The following is a 26,826-nucleotide window of genomic DNA, read 5'->3' on the forward strand; positions in this document are numbered from 1 at the left end:
GCCAGCAATGGTGTCAAAGGCTTTGGCACGTTTTGGAAACGAGAAGCTGCATATGGCCCGGCATGTGTTGGATGGCAACCCCCCGATCACGGTGGAACTTCGCCGGTCGGCCCGCGCGCGGCGGCTGTCGTTGCGGGTGTCGCGGCTGGATGGCCGTGTGACCCTGACCCTGCCACATGGGGTGCCCGAACGCGAAGGCGTGGCGTTCATCGCCTCGCGCGAGGGGTGGCTGCGTGACCATCTGGGCGCGATGCGGGATGAACATGCGGTGCGCCTTGGCGGGGTTGTGCCGTTTCGGGGGCAGGCGCTGCCGGTCCGGGCCGCCGACCGCCAGCGCGGCGCGGCCCTGCGGGACGGCGTGCTGTGGGTACCGGATGATCCGGTGACGGTGGGCACGCGGGTGCAGACCTTTCTGAAGGCACAGGCGCGGGATGCGCTGGCTTCTGCCTCGGACCGCCATGCCGCCGCCCTTGGCCGCAGCTATGGCCGGATCACCCTGCGCGATACGCGGTCGCGCTGGGGGTCGTGCACATCGGCGGGCGACCTCATGTATTCCTGGCGGCTGATCATGGCCCCGCCCGAGGTGCTGGACTATGTCGCCGCACATGAGGTGGCGCATCTGGTCGAGATGAACCACTCTGCGGCCTTCTGGGCGGTCGTCGCCCGGCTGTTCCCGGACCACGACCGCTGCCGCCGCTGGCTGCGGACCGAAGGCGACGCGCTGCACCGGGTCCGCTTCGCCGATTGACCGCCGGGGGATTTGTGATCACATTGCGCCCATGCTGATCCAGTCCCGCCCCGTCGATCCGAATTCCGCCGCCCATGAACGGGTCTATCGCGCGTTGCGCACCCGGATCATGCATGGCGAGGTGATGCCGGGGCAGGCGATGACCCTGCGGGGGATCGGCAAGGAATTCGATGTCTCGATGACGCCCGCGCGGGAGGCGATCCGGCGGCTGGTGGCGGAAGGGGCGTTGTTCCTGTCCTCGTCGGGCCGCGTGTCGACCCCGGAGTTGTCTAACGAACGGATCGAGGAACTGGCCACCGTCCGCGCCATGATGGAGCCGGAATTGGCGACCCGCGCCCTGCCGCGCGCCCATTTCGCGCTGATCGAACGGCTTGAGGTGATCAATCAGGGGGTCAGCCAGATGGTCGCCCGGCAGGACGCCCCGGGATACATCCGGATGAACCTCGAGTTTCACCGGACGCTGTATCTGCGGGCGCAGGCGCCGGCGATGCTGGCGATGACCGAGACCGTATGGTTGCAGCTTGGGCCGACGATGCGGGCGCTGTACGGGCGGCTGAACCGCAAGGACCCGCCCTATCACCACAAGCTGATCCTGGCCGCGCTGAAGGCCGGGGATGAACCCGGCCTGCGGCTTGCGGTGCGTACGGATGTGACGCAGGGGTTGCGGATGCTGAAGGGCTAGGCTGGCGTCGGCCCGCCAAGGCCCGCCGCCAGCCTGCCGAGAAGCAGGCGGAATTCATCCCCCCGCACCCCAAGCGCCTGCGCGAGGTTGGTGATAAAGGCATGTTCGGCCTGATGGATTTCGCCGTCGGCCACCGCCACCCCAAGCGCCCCTTCCAAAACGATCCGGCGGTCCGCCTCGGACAGGTCCGCGCCGAACTGGACGTACTCGTGGGGTGACAGGTGGTCGTCGGCCATATGGATCATCTCGGCAATCCGTTCCCGGCTGAAGCTGTGGCCGGTCAGTTCGCTGACCCGGACCCCGATGGCGGTGATTTCGGTTTCGTCCACATGCCCGTCCGCCTTGGCGACGTGGCACATGGCGGCAAGGGTGGCGACCGCGCATTGCGGAGCGGCCTTGCGCCGCCGTTTGCCGGGCCGGTTGTGGCGCAGGGTCGAGATCAGGTTCATCAGGGCAAGCATTCCAAGGATCGCGGTGCCCGCGAAGCCGGACAGCAATTCCTTGCCGGTCATCGACGGCGCGGTCGGCAGATCCGCAGAGATCATCCCGAGTTTCTGGAACGTCTGCATCTGTTCGTAAGTGATCGCCCGGAAACTGTCCCCTTCGCAGCCCGAGGGCGACAGGACATAGCCATTGCTGCTGCGCCAGAACCCCAGATAGCCGAGGTGGTATTTCGTCGTGTAATGGCAAAGGGCGGCGTTGCCGTCCGGGCCGGGGAGCGAGGTTTCCGCGACAAAGGTCAGGTCGCCGAAATAGCCGTAGGGGACGCCCGCATTGGCCGCGCTGGGCAGGCCGACGGAGAGGGTTAGGGCAAGAGCCGTCGAGGAAATGAACTTTCTGATCATCATGGAAAGACCCGAAGAATTTAGCTTCGTTCGGTCTGCCGGGATAATCGGGCCAAAATAGGGCGAATGTTTCGCAACCTTAAGGTGATTGGCGGGCCGACACGGGCCAGCCCGCCAATGGGCTTAGTTCGCCGCCCGGTTCGACAGGAGGCAGTTGTAGTCGGCGTTGCCGTTGAACAGCACGTCGCTTTCCTTGTCCGAGAAATCGGTGGACAGGTTCAGGATGATCCGGTTCACACCCATGTCGGACAGGGGCGCCGGAACGCCATCGGTCATGAAGGCATAGCGCCCGGAAATGCCCAGCGGGAACATCGACGCCTCGGACCCTTCGAAGGTGGCGGTGGCCGACATCATGAGGGTCGTGGTGTTGATGTCGTAGGTGCCGCTGACGGTGCTGCCGACGTATTTGCCGAAGGTTTCCTTGCAATAGCTGTCGCCATCGGGGGCGCGGCTGCCGGGCTGGGACACGGCGTAAAGCGTGTCGAGCGTGCTGTCATAGGTGCCGGAAACGCTGTCGGCCATGGCAGACAGGGGGAACAGGGCGGCAAGGGAAAGGGCGGAGAGAAAGGTCTTGGTCATCACGAATGATCCTCTTTAAGTTGATACGTGAGGGATCAATACGCGCCCTGATTTCAGAACTCAGTGCGGAAAGACACAAACGGCGCGGCCCGTGATCCGGGCCGCGCCGCCGTTGTTCGATCTGGTTCCGATCAGGAGTGGATCGGCCCGTCGCCGCAGGCCAGCGCAGCCTCGCGCACGGCTTCGGAGAGGGTGGGGTGGGCGTGGCAGGTGCGGGCGATATCCTCGGCCGCGGCGCCGAATTCCATGCCGACGCAGATCTCGTGGATCAGTTCGCCAGCCCCCGGCCCGAGGATGTGGCAGCCCAGTACCCGGTCGGTTTCCTTGTCGGCGAGGATCTTCACGAAACCTTCGCCCGCGTTCATCGCCTTGGCGCGGCCATTGCCCATGAAGTTGAACTTGCCGACCTTATAGGCGCGGCCGGCCTCTTTCAGCTGTTCCTCGGTCTTGCCGACGCTGGCGACCTCGGGGTGGGTGTAGATCACACCGGGGATCACGTCATAATTCACATGGCCATGCTGACCGGCCAGAACCTCGGCCACGGCCATGCCTTCGTCTTCGGCCTTGTGGGCCAGCATCGGGCCGGGGGTCGCGTCGCCGATGGCGTAGACGCCTTCGATATTGGTGGCATAGCGGCCGTCCACGGCGATCTGCCCACGGTCGGTCAGGGTGATGCCAAGCGCGTCCAGCCCCAGCCCTTCGACGAAGGGCCGCCGCCCGGTGGCCAGCAGGACCACATCGGCCTGAACCGTGTGTTCGCTGTCGTCCTTGCGCAGCTTATAGGTGACCTCGGCCCCCTTGCCCTTTTTCGCGGCGGATTGCACGGCGGCGCCCATGACAAAGTTCATGCCCTGCTTTTTCAGGGTCCGCTGGAAGGTCTTCTGAATCTCGCCATCCATGCCCGGGGTGATCTGGTCTAGGAATTCGATCACGGTCACATCGGCGCCCAGACGCTTGTAGACGCTGCCCAGTTCAAGGCCGATCACGCCGGCGCCGATGACGATCATGGATTTCGGCACCTTGCCCAGTTCCAGCGCGCCGGTGGAGGTGACGACGGTTTTCTCGTCAACCTCGACGCCTTTCAGCGGCGACACCTCGGACCCCGAGGCGATGACGATGTTCTTCGTCTCGTGCACGGTATCGCCGACCTTGACCTTGCCGGGGGCGGGGATGCTGGCCCAACCCTTGATCCAGTCGACCTTGTTCTTCTTGAACAGGAACTCGATGCCCTTGGTGTTGCCGTCGATGACCTCTTGTTTGTAGGTCAGCATCTGCGCCCAATCGACCGAGGGTGCTTTGCCCTTCAGGCCCATCTTGGCAAAGTTGTGCTCTGCCTCGTGCAATTGGTGCGAGGCGTGCAGGAGGGCCTTGGATGGGATACAGCCCACGTTCAGGCAGGTGCCGCCCAACGCGTCGCGCCCTTCGACCACGGCGGTCTTCAGGCCCAGTTGCGCGCAGCGGATCGCGCAGACATATCCGCCGGGACCGGCGCCGATGATGATGACGTCATAGGACATGGGAGAGTTCCTTTGTAGTTCGGTCAATGTGGCCGCTTGGGTCAGACCAATGCTGCCAGAAGCAGGGCCATGGTTGCAAGGAAGCCCGCAAACCAAATGACGGTCCGCCAGGGGGACCAGCCGAACAGGTAGGCGGGGACGTAGAGAAGGCGGGCGCCAAGATAGAGGCCCGCGCAGGAGGCGGTGAAACTGGTTTCATTGCCGGAGAGGGTTATCACCAGAACCGCAGGGGTAAAGAGGGCAAGACTCTCAAAATGATTATTCAGCGCCCGCTGGGACCGACCCGCGATGCCGGTCAACTGCCGGGGTTCGTCGCGCGGGGACAGGGCATAGCGGGGGGTGACCTGAATATTGGCAAGCACCGAATAGATGCAGAACTGGACGCCTTGCAGGAGGGCGGCGAGGGCAAGGATGGTGAGTTCGGGGGTCATCTACTATTTGGGCAGCTGTTGCGCCAGCAATGTCAATGCTGACGCAACTCCACGCGCTTCTTGTCTAGGCACTCCGGCCCTTGAGAGCAGAGGTGCTACCATCGAAGCGACGTGGCGTGCATCCGACCTGTATCGCCGGTGTTCTTGAAAACACCTAATGGCTTCTTCGAAGAAGTATTCGTTGTCATTGCCATAATGCTGAATTGCGAGTTCGCACAATTCAGCAGCGCATGACCTGTTGAAGGGATCGGAATTCCTCTTGCCATTTCTGATCAACAAGAAGATCAAAAACGCAAGTATTGGACCAGCAATGTAATACCATTCCATAAAGCACTACCTACAAATCCATCAGCAACCGGCGCGGGTCTTCCAGTGCTTCCTTGACCCGCACGAGGAAGGTCACGGCGCCTTTGCCGTCGACGATCCGGTGGTCGTAGGACAGGGCCAGATACATCATCGGGCGGATCACCATCTGCCCGTTTTCAACCATCACCCGGTCCTGGATCTTGTGCATCCCGAGGATCCCCGACTGCGGGGGGTTCAGGATGGGCGAGGACATGAGCGAGCCGTAGACCCCGCCGTTGGAGATGGTGAACGAGCCGCCCTGCATTTCCGCCATGGTCAGTTTGCCATCGCGGCCCTTGGCGCCCAGTTCACCGATTTCCTTTTCGATATCGGCAAAGCTTTTCTGATCGGCGTCGCGGACCACCGGCACCACAAGGCCCGTCGGCGTGCCAACGGCCACGCCCATGTGGACGTAGTTCTTGTAGACCACGTGATCGCCGTCGATCTCGGCGTTCACGTCCGGCACCTCTTTCAGCGCGTGGCAGCAGGCCTTCACGAAGAAGGACATGAAGCCGAGCTTTACGCCGTGCTTCTTCAGGAACAGGTCCTTGTATTCGTTGCGCAGCGCCATGATGCCGGACATGTCGGCCTCGTTATAGGTCGTCAGCATCGCGGCGCTGTTCTGGGCCTCTTTAAGGCGGCGGGCGATGGTCTGGCGCAGGCGGGTCATCTTGACCCGTTCCTCGCGCGCGGCGTCCGGCGCGGCGCGGGGCGCTGCCGGGGCGGCGGCGGGGGCCGATGCCGCGGGTTTCGGGGCGGAAAGCGCGTTCAGGACGTCCTCTTTCATGACCCGGCCATCCTTGCCGGTGCCTTGAACGCTGCCGTCCGACAGGTTATTGTCGGCCATCAGCTTCTTGGCGCTGGGGGCGTCTTCCACGTCCTTGGCGGGCGCGGTGGCCGCAGGGGCCGGGGCGGCGGCTTCGGCCTTGGGCTCTGCCTTGGGGGCCGGGGCGGCACCTTCGCCTTCGGTGATCTGGGCCAGAAGCGCGTCGACGCCGACGGTTTCGCCTTCGGCGGCCACAATCTCGGACAGGACGCCAGCGGCGGGCGCGGGTACTTCGACGGTTACCTTGTCGGTCTCCAGCTCGCACAGCATTTCATCGGCTGCGACGGCGTCGCCGGGTTTTTTGAACCAGGTGGCGACGGTGGCTTCGGTGACGCTTTCGCCAAGGGTGGGCACGCGGACTTCGATGCTCATGGCTTAATTCCCTTCGATGGTCAGCGCATCGTTCACGAGCGCTGCTTGTTGTGCTTTGTGCTGAGAGGCGAGACCCGTGGCGGGCGAGGCCGAGGCGGGGCGACCGGTGTAAGTGGGCCGCTTGTGCTTGGCGTCGATCCGGGTCAGCACCCATTCGATGTTTGGTTCGATGAAGGACCAGGCACCCTGGTTCTTCGGTTCTTCCTGACACCAGACCATTTCGGCCCCTTTGAACCGCTCCAGTTCCTTCACCATCGACAGGGCGGGGAAGGGGTAGAACTGTTCGATCCGCATCAGGTAGATGTCGTCGATGCCGCGCGCGTCGCGTTCTTCCAGCAGGTCGTAGTAGACCTTGCCGGAACACAGGACGACCCGCTTGATCTTGTCATCGGCCACCAGTTTCGTGTCGGAATGGCCCTTCTGCGCGTCGTCCCACAGGACGCGGTGGAAGGACGATCCGGTGGTGAAATCCTCGGTGTCCGAGATCGCCATCTTGTGCCGCAGAAGCGATTTCGGCGTCATCAGGATCAGCGGTTTGCGGTAGGTCCGGTGCAGCTGCCGCCGCAGGATGTGGAAGTAGTTCGCGGGCGTGGTGCAGTTGGCCACGATCCAGTTGTCGCCGCCGCACATTTGCAGGAACCGTTCCAGCCGGGCCGAGGAGTGTTCCGGCCCCTGACCTTCGAAGCCGTGCGGCAGAAGGACCGTCAGGCCGGACATCCGCAGCCATTTGGATTCGCCCGAGCTGATGAACTGGTCGAACATGATTTGGGCGCCGTTTGCGAAATCGCCGAACTGCGCTTCCCAGAGGGTCAGCGCGTTGGGTTCGGCCAGCGAATACCCGTATTCGAAACCCAGAACCGCGTATTCCGACAGCATGGAGTCGATGACCTCGTACTGGGCCTGCCCCTCGCGGATGTGGTTGAGCGGATAGTAGCGGTCTTCGGTCACCTGGTCGATGAAGCCCGAGTGCCGCTGGCTGAAGGTGCCGCGGGTCGCATCCTGACCGGACAGGCGCACCGGATAGCCTTCGAGCATCAGCGAGCCGAAGGCCAGCGCCTCGCCCGTGGCCCAGTCGAACCCTGTGCCGCTTTCGAACATCTCGGATTTGGCGGCCAGCAGCCGTTCGACGGTGCGGTGCATGTTCCAGCCATCCGGCGCGGTGGTCAGCGCGCGGCCGATGTCCTTCATCGCCTCGGGCGAAATGGCGGTTGTGCCGCGCTCGTAATTGTCGGCATCCCGCTTGTCGAGGTGCGACCAGCGCCCGTCCAGCCAGTCGGCCTTGTTCGGCTTGTAGTTCTTGCCGGCTTCGAATTCCTCGTTCAGGTGGGCCTGGAACGCGGCTTTCATGTCCTCGATTTCGCCCTCGGGGATCAGCCCGTCGGCGACCAGCCGTTCGGTGTAGAGGGTCAGCGTCGTCTTGTGGGTCTTGATCCGCTTGTACATCACCGGGTTGGTGAACATCGGCTCGTCGCCTTCGTTATGACCGAAGCGGCGATAGCAGAATATATCAAGGACCACGTCCTTGTGGAACTTCTGGCGGAATTCGGTCGCGACCTTGGCGGCGTGGACCACGGCCTCGGGGTCGTCGCCGTTGACGTGGAAGATCGGTGCTTCGACCATCAGGGCGATGTCGGTCGGATAGGGGGACGAGCGCGAGAAGTGCGGCGCGGTCGTGAACCCGATCTGGTTGTTGACGATGATATGCATCGTGCCGCCGGTCTTGTGCCCCTTCAGGCCCGACAGGCCAAAGCCTTCGGCCACGACGCCCTGACCGGCAAAGGCCGCGTCGCCGTGCAGCAGCACCGGCAGGACCTTGATCCGGTCCACGTCGTTCTTCTGATCCTGCTTGGCGCGGACCTTGCCCAGAACCACCGGGTTCACCGCCTCGAGGTGCGAGGGGTTGGCAGTCAGCGACAGGTGCACCTTGTTGCCGTCGAATTCCCGGTCCGAGGATGCGCCAAGGTGGTATTTCACGTCGCCCGAACCATCCACGTCCTCGGGTTTGAAGCTGCCGCCCTGGAATTCGTTGAAGATGGCGCGGTAGGGTTTGCCCATCACGTTGGCCAGAACCGACAGGCGGCCCCGGTGGGGCATGCCGATGACGATCTCCTCGACCCCAAGCGCGCCGCCGCGCTTGATGATCTGCTCCATCGCCGGGATCAGCGCCTCGCCCCCATCAAGGCCGAACCGCTTGGTGCCCATGTATTTCACGTGCAGGAATTTCTCGAAGCCCTCGGCCTCGACCAGCTTGTTCAGGATCGCCTTGCGCCCGTTCTTGGTGAACTGGATTTCCTTGCCGTAGCCTTCGATCCGTTCCTTCAGCCAGGCGGCCTCTTCCGGGTTGGAAATATGCATGTACTGCAGCGCGAAGGTGCCGCAATAGGTCCGGCGGACGATGTCGATGATCTGGCGCATGGTCGCGATTTCAAGACCAAGCACATTGTCGATGAAGATCGGGCGGTCCATGTCCTTGTCGGTGAACCCGTAGGAGGCCGGATCAAGTTCCGGGTGCGGGGTCTGGTCGCGCATCCCCAGCGGGTCCAGATCGGCCACCAGATGGCCCCGAATCCGGTAGGCGCGGATGATCATAAGGGCGCGGATGCTGTCCAGAACGGCGGCGCGCACCTGTTCTTCGGACAGGCCGACTCCCTTTTCAGCGGCTTTCGCCTTGATCTTGTCGCCCGCGGCCTTGGGGTCTTCGGCCCATTGCCCATCCAGCGCGGCGGTCAGATCGTCGTTCGGCACCGGCGGCCAGTCGGCCCGCGCCCAGGAGGGGCCGGTCGCCTCTGCCCGCGCATCGGCGGGGGCATCCCCGAGGGACGAGAAGAAATCGCGCCACGCTTCGTCCACGGCAGAGGGGTCGGCGGCATATCGTGCATAAAGCTGCTCGATATAATCCGCGTTGTGGCCTTGCAGAAAGCTGGAGGCGTGGAAGACGTCGTTGGAGGGATGTTCGGTCATTACGGGGCCTCGTAAGTGCGAAAACGGTTCGGTGCTGGTTATCTTGGTCGAAGAAATTGCACCGTAGTGGTGCCGTCGTGATGGGGTCGGGCACAGCCGCCAAAGGGTGTGCCCGACCACGTGTTCATCAGCCGATTGCCTTCAGCACGGCTTCGCCCAGCGTGGCGGGGCTGTCGGCGACGATGATGCCTGCGCTGCGCATGGCTTCGATCTTCGATTCCGCGTCGCCCTTGCCGCCCGACACGATCGCGCCGGCGTGGCCCATGCGGCGGCCCGGAGGGGCGGTGCGCCCGGCGATGAAACCGGCGACCGGCTTCCAGCGGCCTTTCTTCTTCTGTTCGGCAAGGAATTCGGCGGCTTCTTCTTCCGCGGTGCCGCCGATCTCGCCGATCATGATGATCGACTGGGTCTCATCGTCGTCAAGGAACATGTCCAGCACGTCGATATGTTCCGTCCCCTTGATCGGGTCACCGCCGATGCCCACGGCGGTGGACTGGCCCAGACCGATGTCGGCGGTCTGCTTGACGGCCTCATAGGTCAGGGTGCCCGAGCGGGACACGACGCCGACCGAGCCACGCTTGTGGATGTGGCCGGGCATGATGCCGATCTTGCAGGCGTCGGGGGTGATGATGCCGGGGCAGTTTGGCCCGATCAGGCGCGATTTGCTGTCTTCCAGCGCCCGCTTCACCTTCATCATATCCAGCACCGGGATGCCTTCGGTGATGCAGACGATCAGCTCCATCTCGGCGTCGATCGCCTCGAGGATCGAATCCGCGGCGAAGGGCGGCGGGACGTAGATCACCGATGCGTTGGCTTCGGTCTTGGCCTTGGCTTCGTGGACCGAGTTGAAGACCGGCAGGTCAAGGTGGGTCTGCCCGCCCTTGCCAGGGGTCACGCCGCCGACCATCTTGGTGCCGTAGGCAATCGCCTGCTCCGAGTGAAACGTCCCCTGAGAGCCAGTAAAGCCCTGACAGATAACGCGGGTGTTTTCGTCTACGAGAATGGCCATGTCGGCTTCTCCTTTAGGATAATAGTTTGTTCGATCGGATAACCGCCACACCAGTCGCAAGCGCGATGGCGAAGATGATTATCGGCTGTAGGAGGTATGTTTGAAGCAAGTAGAACGGGGCCTGTGGAGCATCGCAGTACGCGGGAACAGACTCGGCCTGCGGGTGGCAGTTGGTCATCCAATCCCTATGCATGTCCCAAGTCAAATACACGAGCAAGGCACATGGCATTGCGGCCAAACCTACCCCTGCTTGCACTCCCATCCTGTTGATCAAGTACCGTTGAGTGGCAAAGATGAGCCCGCCAACAACGATGAGGAAGATCAGGAACAGGAGCGCAAGTCCAAGCACGAAATTCAGCCTTTCACCGCTTTCACGATTTTCTCTGCCCCGTCCGACAGGTTGTCGGCGGCGATCACGTTCAGGCCGGAGGTGTTGATGATCTCCTTGCCCTTCTCGACGTTGGTCCCTTCCAGACGGACGACCAGCGGCACTTGCAGGCCGACCTCTTTCACCGCGGCGACCACGCCTTCGGCGATCACGTCACAGCGCATGATGCCGCCGAAGATGTTCACAAGGATGCCCTTCACGTTCGGGTCCGAGGTGATGATCTTGAAGGCCTCGGTCACCTTTTCCTTGGTGGCGCCGCCGCCGACGTCAAGGAAGTTGGCCGGTTCCGCGCCATAGAGCTTGATGATGTCCATCGTCGCCATGGCAAGGCCCGCGCCGTTGACCATGCAGCCAATCTCGCCGTCCAGCGCGATATAGTTGAGGTCGTATTTCGAGGCTTCCAGTTCCTTGGGGTCTTCCTCGGTCGTGTCGCGCAACTCGGCGATGTCGCGGTGCCGATACATGGCGTTGCCGTCGAAACCCATCTTGGCGTCAAGGCACTTCAGGTCGCCCTTGTCAGTGACGATCAGCGGGTTGATTTCCAGCATCTCCATGTCTTTTTCGGTGAACAGCTTGTAAAGCGTGCCCATCAGCGCGACGCATTGCTTGACCTGCGGCCCTTCGAGGCCAAGGCCAAAGGCGATGCGGCGGCCGTGGAAGGCCTGATAGCCGGTCGCCGGGTCGACGCTGAACGACAGGATCTTTTCGGGGGTGCTTTCGGCGACTTCTTCGATGTCCATGCCGCCCTCGGTCGAGGCGACGAAGGACACGCGGCTGGTGCCACGGTCGACGAGAAGGGCGAGGTAGAGTTCGCGCTCGATGCCCGAGCCGTCCTCGATATAGATGCGGTTGACCTGCTTGCCCGCCGGGCCGGTCTGCTTGGTCACAAGGGTGCGGCCCAGCATCTTCTTGGCTTCCTCGGCGGCCTCTTCCACGGATTTGGCCAGACGCACGCCGCCTTTTTCACCGGCGTCCGCTTCCTTGAAGCTGCCCTTGCCGCGGCCGCCCGCGTGGATCTGCGCCTTGACGACCCAAAGCGGGCCATCCAGTTCTCCGGCGGCGGATTTTGCCTCTTCGGCGCGCAGAACAACGCGGCCGTCCGAGACAGGGGCGCCATAGGATCGCAGCAGCGCCTTGGCCTGATATTCGTGGATATTCATCTAACGTCCCTCGCTAGGCTTCGGTTTCATCCAGCCAAAGCATAAGATTCGGTTGCAAAGAACGGTTATTTTTCCTGTGAGCGGTAAAATCCGACATTTGTGATCACAGTTTTTGAAAGTGTGATCACAAAATTGGGGTGTGAGTGGCTTTGGGGCGTTTTTGCCGGGAATCGCCGCCCATCAGGACAAAAGCGACGGCAAATCACCCCTGATCGCGCAGCGCCGCCATATAGCGCGGCTTGTCCCCGGCATCCCGCGCCGCGCCGATGGCCTGTGCCAGCCCCTGAAGCGAGGCGATGTTGTGCCCCGCCCGGAAGCTGGTCACGTGGGGCAGCATGGCGCGGATGCCGGAGGCCTTGGGCGCAAACCCGTCCCAGCGCAGCAGTGGGTTCAGCCAGATCACCTGCCGCGCCGAGAGGGACAGCCGTTCCATCGCCTTGTCCAGCCCGCCGTCGGGGTCGCGGTCCAGCCCGTCGGTGATCAGGATCACAACCGCGCCTTGCCCCAGCACCCGGCGCGACCAATCCCGGTTGAAGGCGCGGATCGCCCCAGCGATGCGGGTGCCGCCCTCCCAATCCTGCGCCTCGGCTCCGGCGGCGCGCAGGGCGGCGTCCACGTCGCGCCGGTCCATGTGGCGGGTGATGTTGGTCAGCCGGGTGCCAAAGGTAAAGGCATGGACACGCGCCCAACCCTGTCCCTTGGCGTTGCTCACGGCGTGAACGAAATGCAGCACCGCGCGGGAATAGGCGGACATGGAGCCGGAGATATCGCAGAGCACCACAAGGTTCGGGGGGCGTTCCCGCCGCTTGCGGGTGACGAATTCGGTGATCTCTCCGCCGCGCCGCAGGCTGGCGCGCAGGGTCCGCCGCCAGTCGGGCAGGGGGCCGGGCCGGGCCATGGTCCGCCGCGACAGGATCGGACGGATCGGCAGGGTCATCCGGGCCAGCATCCGCTTGGCCTCGGCCATTTCGGCGCCGGTCATCTGTTCGAAATCCAACGTGCGCAGCCGCTCTTCGGAAGAGGCGGTCAGGCTGGCGTCGATGTCGATCTCGACCGCTTCGGTTTCGGGCGTGTCACGGGGTTTGGGCACCTCGCGTTCCTGCCCGTCCAGCAGCGCCTCCGCGGCGCGTTTCGCGCCGGGATTGGCCTGTTCCTCGTCCTGCACGCCGCGCACGGCGGGCCGCAAGAAGGCCATCATATGTTCAAGAAAGGCCGGATCGCGCCAGAACAGGCGGAAGGTCTGGGCAAAGACCTGACGGTGTTCGGGGCGCGACACGAAACAGGCGTGAAGGGTCCAGTAGAAATCGGCCCGTTCGGTAAAGCCCGCAACCTGAACTGCCCGGATCGCATCGGCCACCCGCCCCGGCCCCACGGGCAGGCCCGCCCGCCGCAGCGCCCGCGCGAAATGGGTGATGTTGTCGGGCAGCCGGCCATCGGTTTCGGGTAGGGGGGCGTAGGTTGCCGTCATGCGCCTTCAAGACCGGCGCGCGCCTCGTCCAGAATGCGCTGCGCCTCGGTTCCTTGCAGGCGTTGAATGTCGTCCTGATATTTCAACACCGCCCCCAGCGTGTCGGCGATGACCTCAGGCGAGAGGGCGACCACGTCGAGCGCCAGAAGGCATTTGGCCCAGTCGATGGTTTCGGCCACGCCGGGCCGTTTGAACAGGTCCTCGCCACGCAGCCGCTGGACAAAGGCCACGACCTCGCGCGTCAATGCCTCGGCCGCTTCCGGGACGCGGGCGTGCAGGATTTCCATCTCGCGGTCGAAGGTGGGATAGTCGACCCAGTGATACAGGCAGCGCCGTTTCAGCGCATCGTGCACCTCGCGCGTGCGGTTCGAGGTGAGGATGACGATGGGCGGTTCGGGGGCCTTGATGGTGCCCAGTTCGGGGATGGTGACCTGAAAATCGGACAGGGCTTCCAAGAGGAACGCCTCGAACGGTTCGTCGGTGCGGTCAATCTCGTCGATCAGCAGGACGGGCGCGCCTCCGGGCTGCGGGCGCATGGCCTGCAACAGGGGGCGTTCGATCAGGTAGTCTTCGGTGAACAGCTCGGCCCTGAGCAGGTCGCGGTCGGCGCCGCCTGCGGCCTCTGCCGTGCGGATGGCGATCATCTGTTCGGCGAAATTCCATTCGTAGACCGCGCTGGCCGCGTCCAGCCCTTCGTAGCATTGCAGCCGGATCAGACGCCGCCCCAGCGCCGCGGCGATGGCCTTGGCGATCTCGGTCTTGCCGGTGCCGGCCTCGCCCTCCAGAAACAGGGGCCGTCCGAGTTTCAGCGACAGGAACCCCACGGTGGCCAGTGCCCGCCCGCAGACATAGCCCTGCCCGGCGAGGAGGTTTTGCATGTCTTCGATGCTGTCGATGGTCATGGCGGTCCCTTTGTCTGGCCCGGTTGATGCTGCATCTGCCGCCCGCGCGGTCAAGTGAGGCGAAAGTCGCAGATCCAGTCGCGGAAGGTCCGGAAGGCGGGAATGTCTTCGCTGCGGTCGGGCCAGGACAGCACATAGGGGGTTTCGGTCAGAAGCGACCGGGCCGAGGCGCGGGCCAGCGTCCCGGCAGAGAGGTCCTCACCGATCAGAACCTCGGGCACCAGCGCCACCCCCATGCCCGCCCGCGCCGCGGCCAGCACCATGCCGAACTGTTCGAACCGGGCCCCGCGGGCGATGGTGATCGGGTCCAGCCCCGCGTCAAGGAACCAGTCCCGCCACAGGTTTGGCCGGGTCGCCTGCTGCAAGAGGGGCAGCCGTGCAAGGGCGGTGTCGCTGAGCGGTCCATCGGGCAGAAGGCGGGGGGCGGCGACGGTGACAAGCCGTTCTTCGGCCAGCATCCGGGCGCGCGGGCCGGGCTGCCCCCGATGGATTGCGAAATCCTGCGGGGCGGTGGTGAAATCGACCGCGGCCAGCGTCGCGGACATGTCGAATGTGACCTGCGGCGCGACCTGCGCGAATTCGGCCAGCCGGGGCATCAGCCAGACCGCGCCGAAGGTGGGCAGGCTGGCCAGCCGCAAAACGTCGCGATGCCCGCCGAAGGACATGACGGTCAGGGCGGTCTGGTCGAGGTCGGCAAGGATACGTTCGGCATCGCGCAACAGGGCGCGTCCGGCGTCCGACAGCACCAGCCGCCGCCGCACCCGGTGAAACAGCGCGACACCCAGTCGTGCCTCGAGCGTCGAGAGGGACCGGGAAATCGCGCTTTGGGTCAGCCCAAGTCCCTGCGCGGCATGCGTGGCGCTGCCGCTGCGGGCGGCGGCGGTGAAGGCCTCAAGCTCGGGCAGGGTGGGGGTGTAAGCGTGACGCATGATGGGGTAAATCATGAGCAATACTCATCAACCCGTAAACCCTTATCATTTGAAATTGGTCCCCTTGGCGCGTATTCATGCGCAAACCTGCGAAAATGGAGTGACCCCATGGCCAATGATGCCCCCGCCCTGTCGACCTTCTCGTGGGAAGATCCGTTCCTGCTTGAGGCGCAACTGACCGAAGACGAGCGGATGCTGCGCGATGCGGCCAAGGAATTTGCCCAATCGACCCTGCAACCAAAGGTGATCGAGGCCTATCGCAACGAAACCGTCGATCCCGGTGTGTTTCAGGAGATGGGCGCGGCGGGGCTGCTGGGTGCGACCATCCCCGAGGAATTCGGCGGGCTGGGTGCGGGTTATGTCACCTATGGGCTGATCGCCCGCGAGGTGGAGCGGGTCGACAGCGGATACCGGTCGATGATGTCGGTGCAATCCTCGCTGGTCATGTATCCCATTCATGCCTACGGCAGCGACGAGCAGAAGCAGAAATACCTGCCGGGGCTGGCCGCCGGGACGCTGATCGGCTGTTTCGGCCTGACCGAACCCGATGCGGGGTCTGATCCGGCGGGCATGAAGACCACGGCAAAGAAGGTCGATGGTGGCTATGTGCTGAACGGGTCCAAGATGTGGATTTCGAACGCGCCGATCGCCGACGTTTTCGTGGTCTGGGCCAAGTCAGAGGCACATGGCGGCAAGATCCGCGGCTTTGTCCTTGAAAAGGGGATGAAGGGCCTGTCGGCGCCGAAGATCGGCGGCAAGCTGTCACTGCGCGCCTCTGTCACCGGCGAGATCGTGATGGACAACGTCGAGGTGCCGGAAAGCGCCATGTTCCCCGAGATCGAGGGGCTGAAAGGGCCGTTCGGCTGTTTGAACCGCGCCCGTTATGGCATTGCCTGGGGCGTGATGGGCGCGGCGGAGTTCTGCTGGCACGCGGCGTTGCAATACGGGCTGGACCGCAAGCAGTTCGGAAAGCCGCTGGCGCAGACCCAGATTTTCCAGCTGAAACTGGCGAACATGCAGACCGAGATCGCGCTGGGCCTTCAGGGCGCGCTGCGTCTGGGCCGGATGATGGACGACGGCAGCGCCGCGCCCGAAGGCATCAGCCTGATGAAGCGCAACAACTGCGGCAAGGCGCTGGATATCGCGCGGATGGCGCGGGACATGCACGGCGGAAACGGGATTTCGGAGGAATTTCAGGTGATCCGCCACATGGTCAACCTTGAGACGGTGAACACCTACGAGGGCACCCATGATGTGCACGCGCTGATCCTTGGACGGTCGCAGACGGGACTGCAGGCCTTCTTCTGATCGCTGTCGCAAAACGGGCTTTTGATTCGCCAAATTTCGCCTCAAAGTCTATCTAGGACGGGTGCAAAGGGTCGTGAACGGCCCGGTTTGGTGAGCAGTATGAACGATATGATCACAGCCATTGGCGATGGATTCGCCGGTCTGGACGTCGAAGACTGGTTCAACGCCGTTGACGAACGCGCCGAGGAACTGGGGTATTTCGAACCCCTTGGCGCGGGGCTGGGTGTGGCGTTCATCGACGCCGGGCCCAAGCTGCTGGTCACGTTTGAAAACTTCGAACGGATCGCCCGCGCAAACAAGGCGCAGGTGCCGCTTGGCTTTACCCTTGCCCAATCCGAGGGGTGGTCGGTCCTGACCATTCTGGCCGAGTCCGATACGCCCTATCGTGAAGACCGCCTGTATCGCTATTTCGACAGGCTGGTGGATGACGGGTTCTTTGAAGATTTCGAGGATGTTTTGTTCTTTGGCGAACACCTCGCGGGCTATGCGGCGGCGGCCTATTCCGTTGCCGCGCCGGGGTGCCGGGTTCTGGCCCTGCGCCCGATCGCATCCGCCGACCCGTCGGTCACGGGCTGGGATTCGCGGCTGAAGCCGTTGCGCCGGGCCTGCTTTACCGACCGGTACGGCTATGCGCCCGATATGCTGGAAGGGGCGGGGCAGGCGTGGATTGCGGTTGATCCGGTGGAACAGTTTGACGCCATGCATGCGGCCCTGTTTCGGGCACGGCATGTCAGCCGCCTGTCCCTGCGCCGGTTGGGGGCCTTTACCGCCTTTACGCTGGACAGCATGGGCATCCTGCAACCGATGATCGCGGCGGCGATGGAGGGGAAGCTCGACAACCTAAGGATGGCGCAGCTGTATCGCGCGCGGCGCGACTCTGTCGCCTATCTGCGGCGGATGGTCAGCCGCCTTGCCGCCGTGGGGCCAAAGGCCCGGGCCCGCAAGGCCGCCGAAGCGGTGCTTGCCCTTGGGGATGACCCGCATGTGGCGCGGGCCCTGAGCCAGCTGCGCGAGGAATAATACCCGCGTCGGGTCAGATGTAATAAAGGTCGCGGAACACGTGGTGCGCGATGTCTTCGCGCTTGATCCCCTGGCGCTGCAATTCTTCATCAGACAGCGCCGAAAGTTCCTCGAACCGGTCGCGCCGTCCCTGAAGGCGGGCGGACTTTTCGACCACCGCGATGATGGCTTCGGCAAGGCGGGCGAGCGGCCGGGCGGGGCCGTAGGCGGAAAGGTCGGCGGCATAGGCCATGGGGCTTGTCCTTTGGTCTTTGGCTTTCATCAAAGTTAGGACAGCATTGCTGACGTGAGTAGGCCCATATCCCGATAGCCGTCATGCGGGCGACGCATGGCGCGTGGTTAGAGAACTTCGGAGAGCATGTCCGGATCGCGGATTTCGATCTTTTGCCGGGCCGAACGGACCGCGCCCCGCTTGGTCAGCCGGGTCATGGTGCGGCTGACCATTTCGCGGTTTGCCCCGATCGAGGCCGCGATTTCGGCATGGGTCGGGGCGCCTTCGATCAGGGCACCGGGCTTCAGGCAATCGCATTGGATCGCAAGGCGGATCAGATAGGAGCAGACCCGCTGTTCGATGGAATAGGTCGTCAGTTCCTGGGTCTTTTCGGTGAGGGTGCGGATGCGCGCGACAAGGTCGTTGATCACCCGGCTGCGCACCTCGGGGATCTTGTCGACGAGGGTCAGGAAGGCAGACTGCGGCAGGTGCAGCACCCGTGTCGGTGCCTTGGCATAGGCGGCAAGCGACCGGGGTTTGTTGTCGAAGGCCGACAATTCGCCCAGCATCGACCCGATGGGAAACCGGGTAAAGACGATCTCGCGCCCGTCTTCCGCCCAATAGACCGCCAGAAGCGCCCCGGAGAGAAGGAAGTAAACGTCGTGGCTGTCGTCTTCCTGCCCGAAGATGGATTGCCCGGCGTTGAAGGACTGTTCGCTCCAGCCCAGATCAAGGGGGTCAAGATCGGCGGCGCTGATCCCCCTGAACAGGGGCAGGTCGTAGGACAAAAGCTTGTCGGTGTTCACCGGGCGGCTCCTTCCCGGTCGGCAAGAAGCCGTTGTTCCCACAGCACCGCGCCCTGCGCGCGGGCCGCCGTCAGGCCGGTTTCGCGGGTCTCAGCGGCTTCGTCGGCCAATCCTGCGGCATCGCAATTGCGGGCGTGCAGTCGCAGGATTTCCGGATACCAGCACAGAAGGCGCGACGCGGCGCATTCCTTGGCCGCCTTGCGCGACATGGAGCAGGCGGTTTCGGTGTCGCCCGCGCGAGACAGGGCCTGTGCGTAGACCGCACTGAAGTAAGAGGCGCCGATCCCCGACCCGATCATGTCGAGCGTGTCCATCTGGGCCTTCATCGCGGCCCGGCCTTCGGCGCTGTCCTGCTGGGCTTCATCCATGATCCCCAGCCAGACCCGGCCAACGATCTGCCAGAACATCGCGCCTTGCGCGTCCGCTTCGGCGATGCCCTGTTGCAGTCGGGCAAGGGCCTTTTCCGTTTCACCGATATAGAACAGCGGGACCGCACCCCAGATCAGGGCGTAGGGGCGCATGACGGGGATGTTGAGAAGGTCCTGATGCCGGTCGGTTTCCTCGATCAGCGCGGGGACAACCTCGGGCGTGCCGCAGATCGCGCGGGCGACCGGTTCGAACATCTGCGCGGCGGCGAAGATATCCATGCCATAGCGGGTGATCATCACCCCATGCCGGGACAGATCGTACAGGTCGCGGATCACGGCGATATGGGTGAATTGTTCGGAAAAATCACCGGCATAGAAGCATTTGCAGTTCTTGGCGGCGAGCGAGGCAAGCTGAACCTCGCTCATGTCGGTTTCGTTCGACCGTCCCTCGGCGACCTCTTCCAGCAGATCGCAGAAGGATTCCGAGCGGTCCATATCGCCCGCGATGATCGCGTGAGAAAAGCTGCCAAAGAGGGCCGGGGCGCTGTTGTGCGACGGCCGTCCCGAGGCCCGGGCGATGTTCAGGACCGATTCAAAGGCGTCGCGCACCGGCGCGGCAGCAAAGCCCTGCATCTGCATTAGCACCGAGCCGAGCGAGGTCTGGCAGGCGATTTCAAGGTCGGTGGTGTCGAGGTCCGGCGGCGCGGTCCGGCACAGGTCCAGCGCGGTTTCGGTATGGGCCTGCGCGTCGGCCATGGCGCCCTGCAACAAGGCAACCTGGCTGGCCTGAAGAAAGCCAAGGATTGCCGGGACAAAGGCCCGCGCGCGGGCGTGGTGTTCGGCGATCATCGCCGGGTCCTGCGCCGCGATTTCGGGGAAATGTTCCCCGAGAACGCTGGCAAGCCGGGCATGCAGCCCTTCGCGCGTGCGCCGCAGGATGCCGTGATAGGCGGCCTGATGCAGCAACGCATGCGAGAACATCCATTCATCCGGGCCGATCCTGTCGATCACCCCAAGCTCGGCGGCGGCGTCCAGACGGGCGGCCATGTCGCCGGTGTCCGCCTCGAGCAGGCCAAGCACATCCGAGCGGAAACGTCGGCCGATGATCGCCGCCGATTGCAGCAGGCCGCGCGCCGGGCCGGTGTTGTCGATCCGTTCGGCAAGCAGGTCCGTCAGGGTCGCCGGAACGCCGGTGTCCGTGGCCGCCGTGCCCCGTTTGAACAGCTGTTCCAGAAACAGGGGCACCCCGCCCGCCGTGTCGATCAGGTGATCGGCGGTGTCAGAGTCAATCTTTCCGCCGCTCAGCACGGCGAGCAGTTGCCGGGCCTCGGTTTCGGACAGCGGCGACAGCGGCACAAGTTGCAGGCCGGTCAGGTCAAGGAACTGTTCCAGCTTCGGGTCGTCCCTGCTGGTCAGGATGATCCGTATCCTGTCGGCGTCGGGTGCCGAAAGGAAGGCCTGCAACACCCCGAAGGACGCATTGTCGAGCCAGTGCAGGTCTTCGACGATGATCATCCCGCCGGTGATCGGCAGACTGGATCGGACCGCCTGCCAGAGGCTTTGTTCGATCAGGGATTTCAGCGCGGTGTTGGCCTTTTCCAGCAAGAGGCGCTGACCTTCGGGAAGCCCGAGGATCAGGGCAAGGGCCTGGCGGGCCTCGTCAGACAGGGTTGGAAAGGTCTTTTCGATCCCGGCATAGGTGGCGCCCGCGTCCTCGAGGCTTTCCCTGAGCCATTGGCGGAACGGGAAGTGGCTGGAATTGAGGTGCAGGCCGTCTCCGCCGATGATGCAGGTGCGGGTCGCCTCGGTCCCGATGGCACGGGTCAGAGCCGTCTTGCCAATCCCGGCTTCACCCCGGATCAGGCTGGGCCGGTCGGCGCCGCGCAGCAGGGACAGCTGTTCGGTCCTGCCAACGAAATCCGCCTTGCGGGACCATTTGTGCGGCTGCCGCTTGGGCCCGGCGCGGTAGACCGGCCGCGCCTCTGCAAATCCCTTCAGGGTCTGGGGCGGAAGGGATTCGATGTGAAACCCGTCGCGCAGGAGGGCGCGGGTTTCTTCGGCGATCAGCACATCGCCGGGCGACCCCTTTTCCTGAATCCGGCTGGCAAGGGTGGTGACGACGCCAGTTGCGGCCGGGCGGCCCGTGGTGTCCTGTTCGGGCCGGGTTGCGACCTCCCCGGTGGCGACGCCCGCCCGCAGGATAACCGGTGCGTGCCCGCCCGGGGGCGGGGCAAGCGGCGCGACCGCCGCAATCGCGGCATCGACGGCGCGCGGCGCGGCAAGTTCATCGGCGCTGTGCAGCCCAAAGCAGGCAACGACCCCGTCGCCAAGGTATTCCGTTACGGTCCCGCCCCGCGTCTCGACGATGTCGCGGGTCCGGTCGTAATAGGCCTCGAGCCAGCCTTGCAGGTCTTCGGCATCCGTGCTGTTCGCCAATTGGCTGAAGCCGACGATATCCACGAACACCACGGTGATCTGACGGCGCTCTCCGGTCGCCTCTTTCGGTTTTTCCCTCGTCCCGGTCACATCTTCCCCCATACGACCACTGACCTTACGGCAGTCTGGACTGCGCTTTGGCTAATCGGGCAAGCCGTCCGCTGTCGAACGGGTTCGACAAGGTCCAGCTTGTCCAGATCCGGAAGGCCCCTGGCAAATGGTTCTCCGGATTGGCCTGATGTCCATCAAGCCGGATCGGATCGGCCACCATGCGCCCTGCCGGAATATCTGCACGTTCCCCGTCCTGCACGTCGATTTCGGCATGGACGCCCGCAACATAGGCGGAAGTCAGGTTGAAGTCGAAGGCAGAATATTGCCAGCCGCCGAATTTGCTTTGGGTCACCACGACCTGTTCGGCCAGTGCCTGAACATGGCCTGCGGTCGGAAAATCCGTCAGGGGCCGGGCAAAGTCGCGCTGATTGTAGCGGCCGGACCAGATCGGTGTCCCGTCGGGGCCTGCCACCTTGTAGCTGTTGTGCCCCATGTCCAACTGGCCCATCCGTTTGTTGTAACCATAGCACCAGACCCCGGTCAGCTGCGCCAGCCGGTTGTTGAGGTAGAGGTTCGGCAGATAGCTGAACACCCCCTCTTGCCCTTCGATCTGAACGTAGTTGATGGCGATGATCGCCTCGAAATAGTTCCGATATCCCAGCAGCTTCGGCAGAAGCGACAGCCGGACGCCCATCTGCTGGTTGGCAAGCATGGCGACAGGGTGGGTGCCTTCGGGGGTCAGGGCCTGCGGATGCAGGCTCATCCCCTTGGGCAGCACCGCCTGAAGTGCCTTTGCATCGACCGCGTGGAAGCTGAAGAACCCGTCGATCTGGCCGGTGGCAAAGACCGGCGTCAGCGGCCAGGGGGCGACCTGCGCATAGGGGCTGGCCAGCTTGGTTGCGTCGCTTGGGCCCGCATCGGGGCCAAGGTCGCCTTCGCCGACGATTTCAATGTCGGCCCCGGTCAGACCCCGGGCGCAGCCCAGCCCGGAAATCGTCGCGGCCTCGACACAGCCCGCGTTGATCCCGCAGCGGGTCCAGTCCCCGGCCAGATAAAGGTTGGCAAAGCCCGACCCATCGGGGGGAAGCCGGTATTGAACCGAGTTTGGAACCGACATGACATAGCGTTCGGAGCCATAGAAGTTTTCACGGAAATACTGGTTCTCGAACTTCTCGGCGGGGGTCTTTGCGTCGTTGTCGTGCAGCAGGGACATGTCGAACTTGCCCCCCTTCTTCGCCTTGGGCCACAGCCGGACCAGCTGTTCGTTGGCCCAGGCCTTTGTCCGTTCCTGCATGGTGCCATCGGCCACGCCCGCGTCTTCGGCGGGAGAGCAGAAATAGGCGATGGATTTCGGCGGCGGGTCGGTCCAGTCCTCGCGCCCGATCAGGTCGGTCATATCCGCCCATGTGTCCAGCGGTTCGGCAAAGCTGGTCATCACCGTCCGCAGGTCTGTCTGGTCGCCCTCGTTGTATTTGGCCACAAGGTCGTTCCAGCCCATGTCTTCGGGCGTCGTGTCCATCCAGAATTGGGCGGCATGGGTCGAAACGGTCTGAACCCGGTCCAGCATGGCGCGCCAGCGGGGCGAGGCAACGGCAAGTTCCGGCGTCATGTAGTGCAGCGACCCGAGCGAGGCGCCGAGGATCACATCGTCAAAATCCTCACCCCGTTTGAGGGTGTAACCGCGTCCGGTCGGCGCGGATTTCTCGCATTCGAAATCGACCCCGTCCTTTTCCAGCTTCTTGCCGTTCTTCAACTGGTCCCAGAACGGCTCTGACGGCCAGCAGGGCAACCCTTGCACATCGAACAGCGGGTCATAGTCGCCGCCCGTCACCTCGGCCTGTTCGACCATGTCGATGGCGTCGATCCGGTTGCCGCTGTCATCCAGCCGCAGGTTGGTGGCGGCGTTGAAGAATTTGAATTTGACCCCGCGATGTTTGAGGATCTGGTAGTAGGGCCCAAAGATGGTGTCGCCCATTCCGGCCATCATCTTGTAGAACAGCGCCCCCTTGAAGCAGAAGGCCAGCCGCAACAACCCGCGGATCGCGGTTCCGGCCCCGACGCTGCGGTCGTCGGTCACGCCGCCCGGATAGCCGAAGACATAGTCGTAGCAGCCCCGGAATACCGCGGAATAGACCGCGTCCTTGGGCGCGCCGTAGTGCAGTAGCCATTGGCTGATTTCCCAATCGTCGATGGCGTCGAACCCTTCACGGAACAGCCCACTGTGGATCGTCCCCCGGAAAAAGGCGGTCGACAGGCTGATCATGATGTGCAGGCGCCGGGACCAGTCGCTGGTGGTTCGGGCGTCCAGCCCCTGTTCGTGAAACCAGGTCTGGGTGTGGCGGGCAAGGTCGGCCATCGTCGCCTGATGCGACAGGCTGTGGTCAAAGGCGTTGCGCGGGATCTTGGTGGCATAGGCGTGCAGGGTATGGAACGGGGACCGGGCGGAATGGCTGGCCCCGACTGCATTCAGCGAGGTGTGGAACCGGTCCGGCACCTGATGCAGCATGTCGTGCCCGACTTCGTCGAGCATCTTTTCCATCTCGCCCTTGATGAAGTTCAGCAGCTCTATGAAGAACTCGAACGGGGTCGGGATGACCCCGCCGTCGCCGGGCTTTGCGCCGTTGCCATAGAAATCGACCCGCCAGGGGTGGAGTTCGGATGTCCCGTCCGCTGCCGGAACCTCTTCGGCCAGCATGAAATGGTTCAGCCCGGTAAAGGCCTTTTCCAGTGTTCCAAGCGGGGCGTCGGGGGACCGCAGGCCGGTCTTGTTCAATTGCTCGTAACAGTCGCGCATAAGGCGAAACCCGTTGTCGTAGAATCCGGCCCAGATATGCAGCCCGTGCTCCTCGATCCGGCCACCCTTCTTGGCGTTGCGGCCGCTGGCCCCCTTGCCGCCCAGTCGCCAGCCCATCTGGTAGAGGGTGATGTCGTAGTCGTCCTGCCAATTGGGCAGTTGGGTAATCGCATATGTCGCCGTGATCGCGCCGACACCGCCGCCAATGACCGCGATCTTCTTCGGAGTCTTTCCCATAACTTGTCCCCATCCCTGTCGTTCAATGTCCAGCGCTTCGACCCGTGCGGGCGGCGCCGGTTAAAATAGATGTTCCCTCGCGGCCTGCCGGCGTTGGCGCGGGGTCGAATGTTATTGCAACCTGACGCCCATCGGCATTTTCGATGCCTTGGGCCCGCTACTCGCCAACGCGGACTGCACCCGGCCCATTAGGTCGCTGCGGTCCGAAACGCCGCCCGGTCCGTCGGAAACACCCCGTCGGGCCCCCGGGGGCGTGAACACGACCTTGGGCGGATCGGCACGGGCCACACATGGCCGGGCTGGCTGTTCCGGTGACCGGTCTGCCCTGTCCCCCATGCGGGTCAACTGATGCCGCTTCGACAAAGTCTTAACGGACAGAGTGCCGGATTTTTCCAATGGAACCAAGATATTTATGGGTGTGTTCCGGGCGGCGCTTGCAACCGGAGCCACAATCGGACGCTGCCGTCCGGTCTGGTCGGTCGGGGCGTGGACCCGGGCCGTGATGGGCTGTCGTGGGTCGCAGGGCGGGCAGGCGTCGTTCCTGTCGTTGCGCGTCGTCATGGCAGCGGCCGCCCGTTTAGGGCCACCAGTCGCAACGATCCGGGGGCGGGGTGGTCGTCGCTCGGTTGCTGCTGGCAGCGGTCTTCGATTGCGGCAACCATCGCGGCCCAGGCCGCGCAGGCCTCGTCCAACTGGGCCAGGTCGATGATCCTACCGACGTCACGGGTCGGGCCTTCGGTCAGATCCTCCAGATGGGCGCGCAGAAGTCCGGTGGCATATCCCCAGATCCCGGGAAGCTGGCCCATCTCGGCGACGGTTTTTTCCGCGCCAAGCCCGGCCGAGGCAGCGACCGACAGGGCGAGCGCGTAGACTTTGCTGGCCGAGGTCAGATCCAGCGCCTGTTCGACCTCTGGCCGCAGGGCAATGGGCACTTTGCAGAACCCGATCTGGCGGATCACGCAATCATCGAGTGTCAGAGCGGGGCCGGACTGGTCGCAGGGCAGCGATTCAAGTGCGGCCCGGTCGAGCGCTGCGGCGGCGATGAGCCGGATCATCTTGCGGTTGCCGCGCCGCATCCGGTTTTCCATGTCGGCGACAAGGCTGCTGAGCCCCTCGAACAGGTTGATGGCTCTTCGGCGATGATGTTGCGTGGCGCCTGCGCTCGCCTTGGCAATATCGGCCCGCAGCGTGTGGATTGCATCGACCTGTCGCAGGAATTGTCGGTGGAACCCCGACACAAGAGGCGGAAAGTCCTGAGCGAGGCAATCGCAGACCTGCGCGACCCAATCCTGCCCGGTGTGGATCGCCCGTTGCAGGGTGGTGCTCTGCTGCTCGGTCAGATCGTGGTCCCGAACCGATGACAGCAAGACGGGCACAATATGACCGATCACCCCGGCATGGAAGGACACCGCCTCGCCCACCGCAGCGGCGCGGGACAGTGCAATGTCGACCTGTCTGGTATCGGGAGCAATCATCACAAACCTGCATCAACCTGCCGCCTGCGTCCAAACTGCCAGACCAGGGGTCACCGAGACGGGAGAAACAAGAAGCGACCCCTGGCCCAGGAGGCAGGCCCCCTTGATGCTAGGCATCTTCCGGGAGGACGTTTGTGACTCTCGACACATTTAGGGAATGAATTCGACCCACCGCTGGGGGCGGTGGGCCGAGGCTCATTGGGCGGCGGAGAGTGGAGCGAGATCGCCGCACCGATGAGATTAGCTGCGCGAGGGATAAACGCCTTCGAGCGCAATGATGTAGTTGATGCAGAGCGTCGGCTGCATGTTGTCATGCGAGGTGCTGCCACCGGCGGCGCCGATGCTGCGCGGGTTCAGGGCGGTATTCGGGGTTTCGGTCCCGGCAACGTAGATCTGTGCCGGCCCAAGGCTGCCGCCTGCCTGATCGCGCGGGCCGGGGGTTCCGGTGGTCGAGGTCATCAGGGCGTGGGTGTGATTGGGCATATTGGCTTCGGTCAGGGTCACGTGTTCCTCGCCAAAGCGCTGGCCGATCTGGCGCGGTGTCAGGCCCGGCCCGGATCCGGCGTGACAGGGCACCCGGCCCCGCAGGTCGGGCAGGCCAAAGGTTGTCCGGCCGTCGCCGCCGTAGGTGGTTCCAAGAATGCTGAACAGGGCGTTATAGCTTGCGATCGGAAGAAGCTGCCCGTCGCAGAAGGCCCAACCACGCGGCGCGAAGTTTCCACCAAACAGCATGATCTGTGCAATGAACGGTTCCATATTTTCTCCAATCCTGATTGCAGACCCGCCAGCCGGGTCCGGACTATCTGGGACCACTGTTGGCCGCGCCCGCGCCCGGATTCTGTGTTCCACCGCACAAAGCGCGAATTTTTCAGAGCAGCCGTGAAAATAGGGGTCCGACCGGGTCGGAGTGGGGCCGTTTGTGTCCTGTCGCACAGACCGTGGCCGCATGCCTGACTAG

The 26,826-nt window shown here is 63.9% G+C and carries 21 protein-coding genes; 4 read left to right on the forward strand and 17 right to left on the reverse strand.

Annotated features, from left to right (window positions below):
- The first annotated feature begins 52 nt into the window (after positions 1-52).
- On the forward strand, positions 53-748 hold the full coding sequence (locus tag EU803_RS01035; protein WP_129680115.1) for a SprT family zinc-dependent metalloprotease: 696 nt from the start codon (positions 53-55) through the stop codon (positions 746-748).
- Positions 749-779: 31 nt separating this feature from the next.
- On the forward strand, positions 780-1,430 hold the full coding sequence (locus EU803_RS01040) for a GntR family transcriptional regulator (protein WP_129678997.1): 651 nt from the start codon (positions 780-782) through the stop codon (positions 1,428-1,430).
- On the opposite strand, the gene EU803_RS01045 is transcribed toward EU803_RS01040, so the two are convergent.
- The 11 genes from EU803_RS01045 to EU803_RS01095 form a co-directional block, all read right to left on the reverse strand.
- Positions 1,427-2,275, reverse strand: a complete 849-nt coding sequence (locus tag EU803_RS01045) for a DUF533 domain-containing protein (protein WP_165352743.1) — start codon at positions 2,273-2,275, stop codon at positions 1,427-1,429. The two genes, EU803_RS01040 and EU803_RS01045, sit on opposite strands and share 4 nt — an antisense overlap.
- A 123-nt stretch (positions 2,276-2,398) precedes the next feature.
- Positions 2,399-2,854, reverse strand: a complete 456-nt coding sequence (locus tag EU803_RS01050) for a hypothetical protein (RefSeq protein ID WP_129678999.1) — start codon at positions 2,852-2,854, stop codon at positions 2,399-2,401.
- A 131-nt stretch (positions 2,855-2,985) separates the two neighbouring features.
- Complete coding sequence (gene lpdA, locus EU803_RS01055) at positions 2,986-4,371, reverse strand: dihydrolipoyl dehydrogenase (RefSeq protein ID WP_129679000.1); 1,386 nt, start codon at positions 4,369-4,371, stop codon at positions 2,986-2,988.
- A gap of 41 nt (positions 4,372-4,412) precedes the next feature.
- Positions 4,413-4,802, reverse strand: coding sequence for an MAPEG family protein (locus EU803_RS01060; protein WP_129679001.1), 390 nt, complete (start codon positions 4,800-4,802; stop codon positions 4,413-4,415).
- Positions 4,803-5,139: 337 nt separating this feature from the next.
- Positions 5,140-6,345: a 2-oxoglutarate dehydrogenase complex dihydrolipoyllysine-residue succinyltransferase gene (gene odhB, locus EU803_RS01065; RefSeq protein ID WP_129679002.1), complete on the reverse strand. Its 1,206-nt coding sequence runs from the start codon at positions 6,343-6,345 to the stop codon at positions 5,140-5,142.
- A gap of 3 nt (positions 6,346-6,348) precedes the next feature.
- A complete protein-coding gene (locus EU803_RS01070) occupies positions 6,349-9,306 on the reverse strand; it encodes a 2-oxoglutarate dehydrogenase E1 component (RefSeq protein WP_129679003.1) in 2,958 nt (985 codons plus the stop codon).
- 127 nt (positions 9,307-9,433) lie between these two features.
- Positions 9,434-10,315 (reverse strand): succinate--CoA ligase subunit alpha, encoded by an 882-nt coding sequence (sucD, locus tag EU803_RS01075; protein WP_129679004.1) that lies wholly within the window; start codon positions 10,313-10,315, stop codon positions 9,434-9,436.
- Positions 10,316-10,669: 354 nt separating this feature from the next.
- Positions 10,670-11,863: an ADP-forming succinate--CoA ligase subunit beta gene (gene sucC, locus EU803_RS01080; protein WP_129679005.1), complete on the reverse strand. Its 1,194-nt coding sequence runs from the start codon at positions 11,861-11,863 to the stop codon at positions 10,670-10,672.
- 202 nt (positions 11,864-12,065) lie between these two features.
- Positions 12,066-13,331 carry a VWA domain-containing protein gene (locus EU803_RS01085; protein ID WP_129679006.1) on the reverse strand — a complete coding sequence of 422 codons (1,266 nt, stop codon included), beginning with the start codon at positions 13,329-13,331 and terminating at the stop codon, positions 12,066-12,068.
- A complete protein-coding gene (locus EU803_RS01090; protein WP_129679007.1) occupies positions 13,328-14,233 on the reverse strand; it encodes a MoxR family ATPase in 906 nt (301 codons plus the stop codon). Before EU803_RS01090 ends, EU803_RS01085 begins: the two co-directional genes overlap by 4 nt.
- Before the next feature lie 50 nt (positions 14,234-14,283).
- The gene (locus EU803_RS01095) at positions 14,284-15,177 is read right to left on the reverse strand and encodes a LysR substrate-binding domain-containing protein (RefSeq protein ID WP_242494248.1); all 894 of its coding nucleotides are present in this window, start codon (positions 15,175-15,177) and stop codon (positions 14,284-14,286) included.
- 93 nt (positions 15,178-15,270) lie between these two features.
- Here EU803_RS01095 and EU803_RS01100 point away from each other — a divergent pair, with 93 nt between their 5' ends.
- Together EU803_RS01100 and EU803_RS01105 are read left to right on the forward strand one after the other, a co-directional pair.
- Positions 15,271-16,470: an acyl-CoA dehydrogenase gene (locus EU803_RS01100; RefSeq protein ID WP_129679008.1), complete on the forward strand. Its 1,200-nt coding sequence runs from the start codon at positions 15,271-15,273 to the stop codon at positions 16,468-16,470.
- Between the two features lie 99 nt (positions 16,471-16,569).
- Complete coding sequence (locus EU803_RS01105; RefSeq protein WP_129679009.1) at positions 16,570-17,490, forward strand: phosphoadenosine phosphosulfate reductase; 921 nt, start codon at positions 16,570-16,572, stop codon at positions 17,488-17,490.
- A gap of 13 nt (positions 17,491-17,503) precedes the next feature.
- Here EU803_RS01105 and EU803_RS01110 read toward each other — a convergent pair whose 3' ends face one another.
- The 6 genes from EU803_RS01110 to EU803_RS01135 all read right to left on the reverse strand — a co-directional run bounded on the left by EU803_RS01110 (position 17,504) and on the right by EU803_RS01135 (position 26,624).
- Complete coding sequence (locus EU803_RS01110; RefSeq protein WP_129679010.1) at positions 17,504-17,722, reverse strand: hypothetical protein; 219 nt, start codon at positions 17,720-17,722, stop codon at positions 17,504-17,506.
- A 107-nt stretch (positions 17,723-17,829) separates the two neighbouring features.
- Entirely contained in the window at positions 17,830-18,507 is a 678-nt protein-coding gene (locus tag EU803_RS01115; RefSeq protein ID WP_165352744.1) for a Crp/Fnr family transcriptional regulator, read from the reverse strand.
- Positions 18,504-21,401: an adenylate/guanylate cyclase domain-containing protein gene (locus tag EU803_RS01120; RefSeq protein ID WP_165352745.1), complete on the reverse strand. Its 2,898-nt coding sequence runs from the start codon at positions 21,399-21,401 to the stop codon at positions 18,504-18,506. The genes EU803_RS01115 and EU803_RS01120 overlap by 4 nt, the downstream gene beginning before the upstream one ends.
- A gap of 25 nt (positions 21,402-21,426) precedes the next feature.
- On the reverse strand, positions 21,427-24,393 hold the full coding sequence (locus tag EU803_RS01125; RefSeq protein ID WP_129679013.1) for an NAD(P)-binding protein: 2,967 nt from the start codon (positions 24,391-24,393) through the stop codon (positions 21,427-21,429).
- A gap of 557 nt (positions 24,394-24,950) precedes the next feature.
- Positions 24,951-25,868, reverse strand: a complete 918-nt coding sequence (locus tag EU803_RS01130) for a hypothetical protein (RefSeq protein ID WP_129679014.1) — start codon at positions 25,866-25,868, stop codon at positions 24,951-24,953.
- A 240-nt stretch (positions 25,869-26,108) separates the two neighbouring features.
- Positions 26,109-26,624 (reverse strand): tail fiber protein, encoded by a 516-nt coding sequence (locus tag EU803_RS01135; protein WP_129679015.1) that lies wholly within the window; start codon positions 26,622-26,624, stop codon positions 26,109-26,111.
- Between the last annotated feature and the right edge of the window lie 202 nt (positions 26,625-26,826).

Source organism: Loktanella sp. IMCC34160 (assembly GCF_004145845.1).
In the GTDB taxonomy this organism is placed as follows: Bacteria; Pseudomonadota; Alphaproteobacteria; order Rhodobacterales; family Rhodobacteraceae; genus SELP01.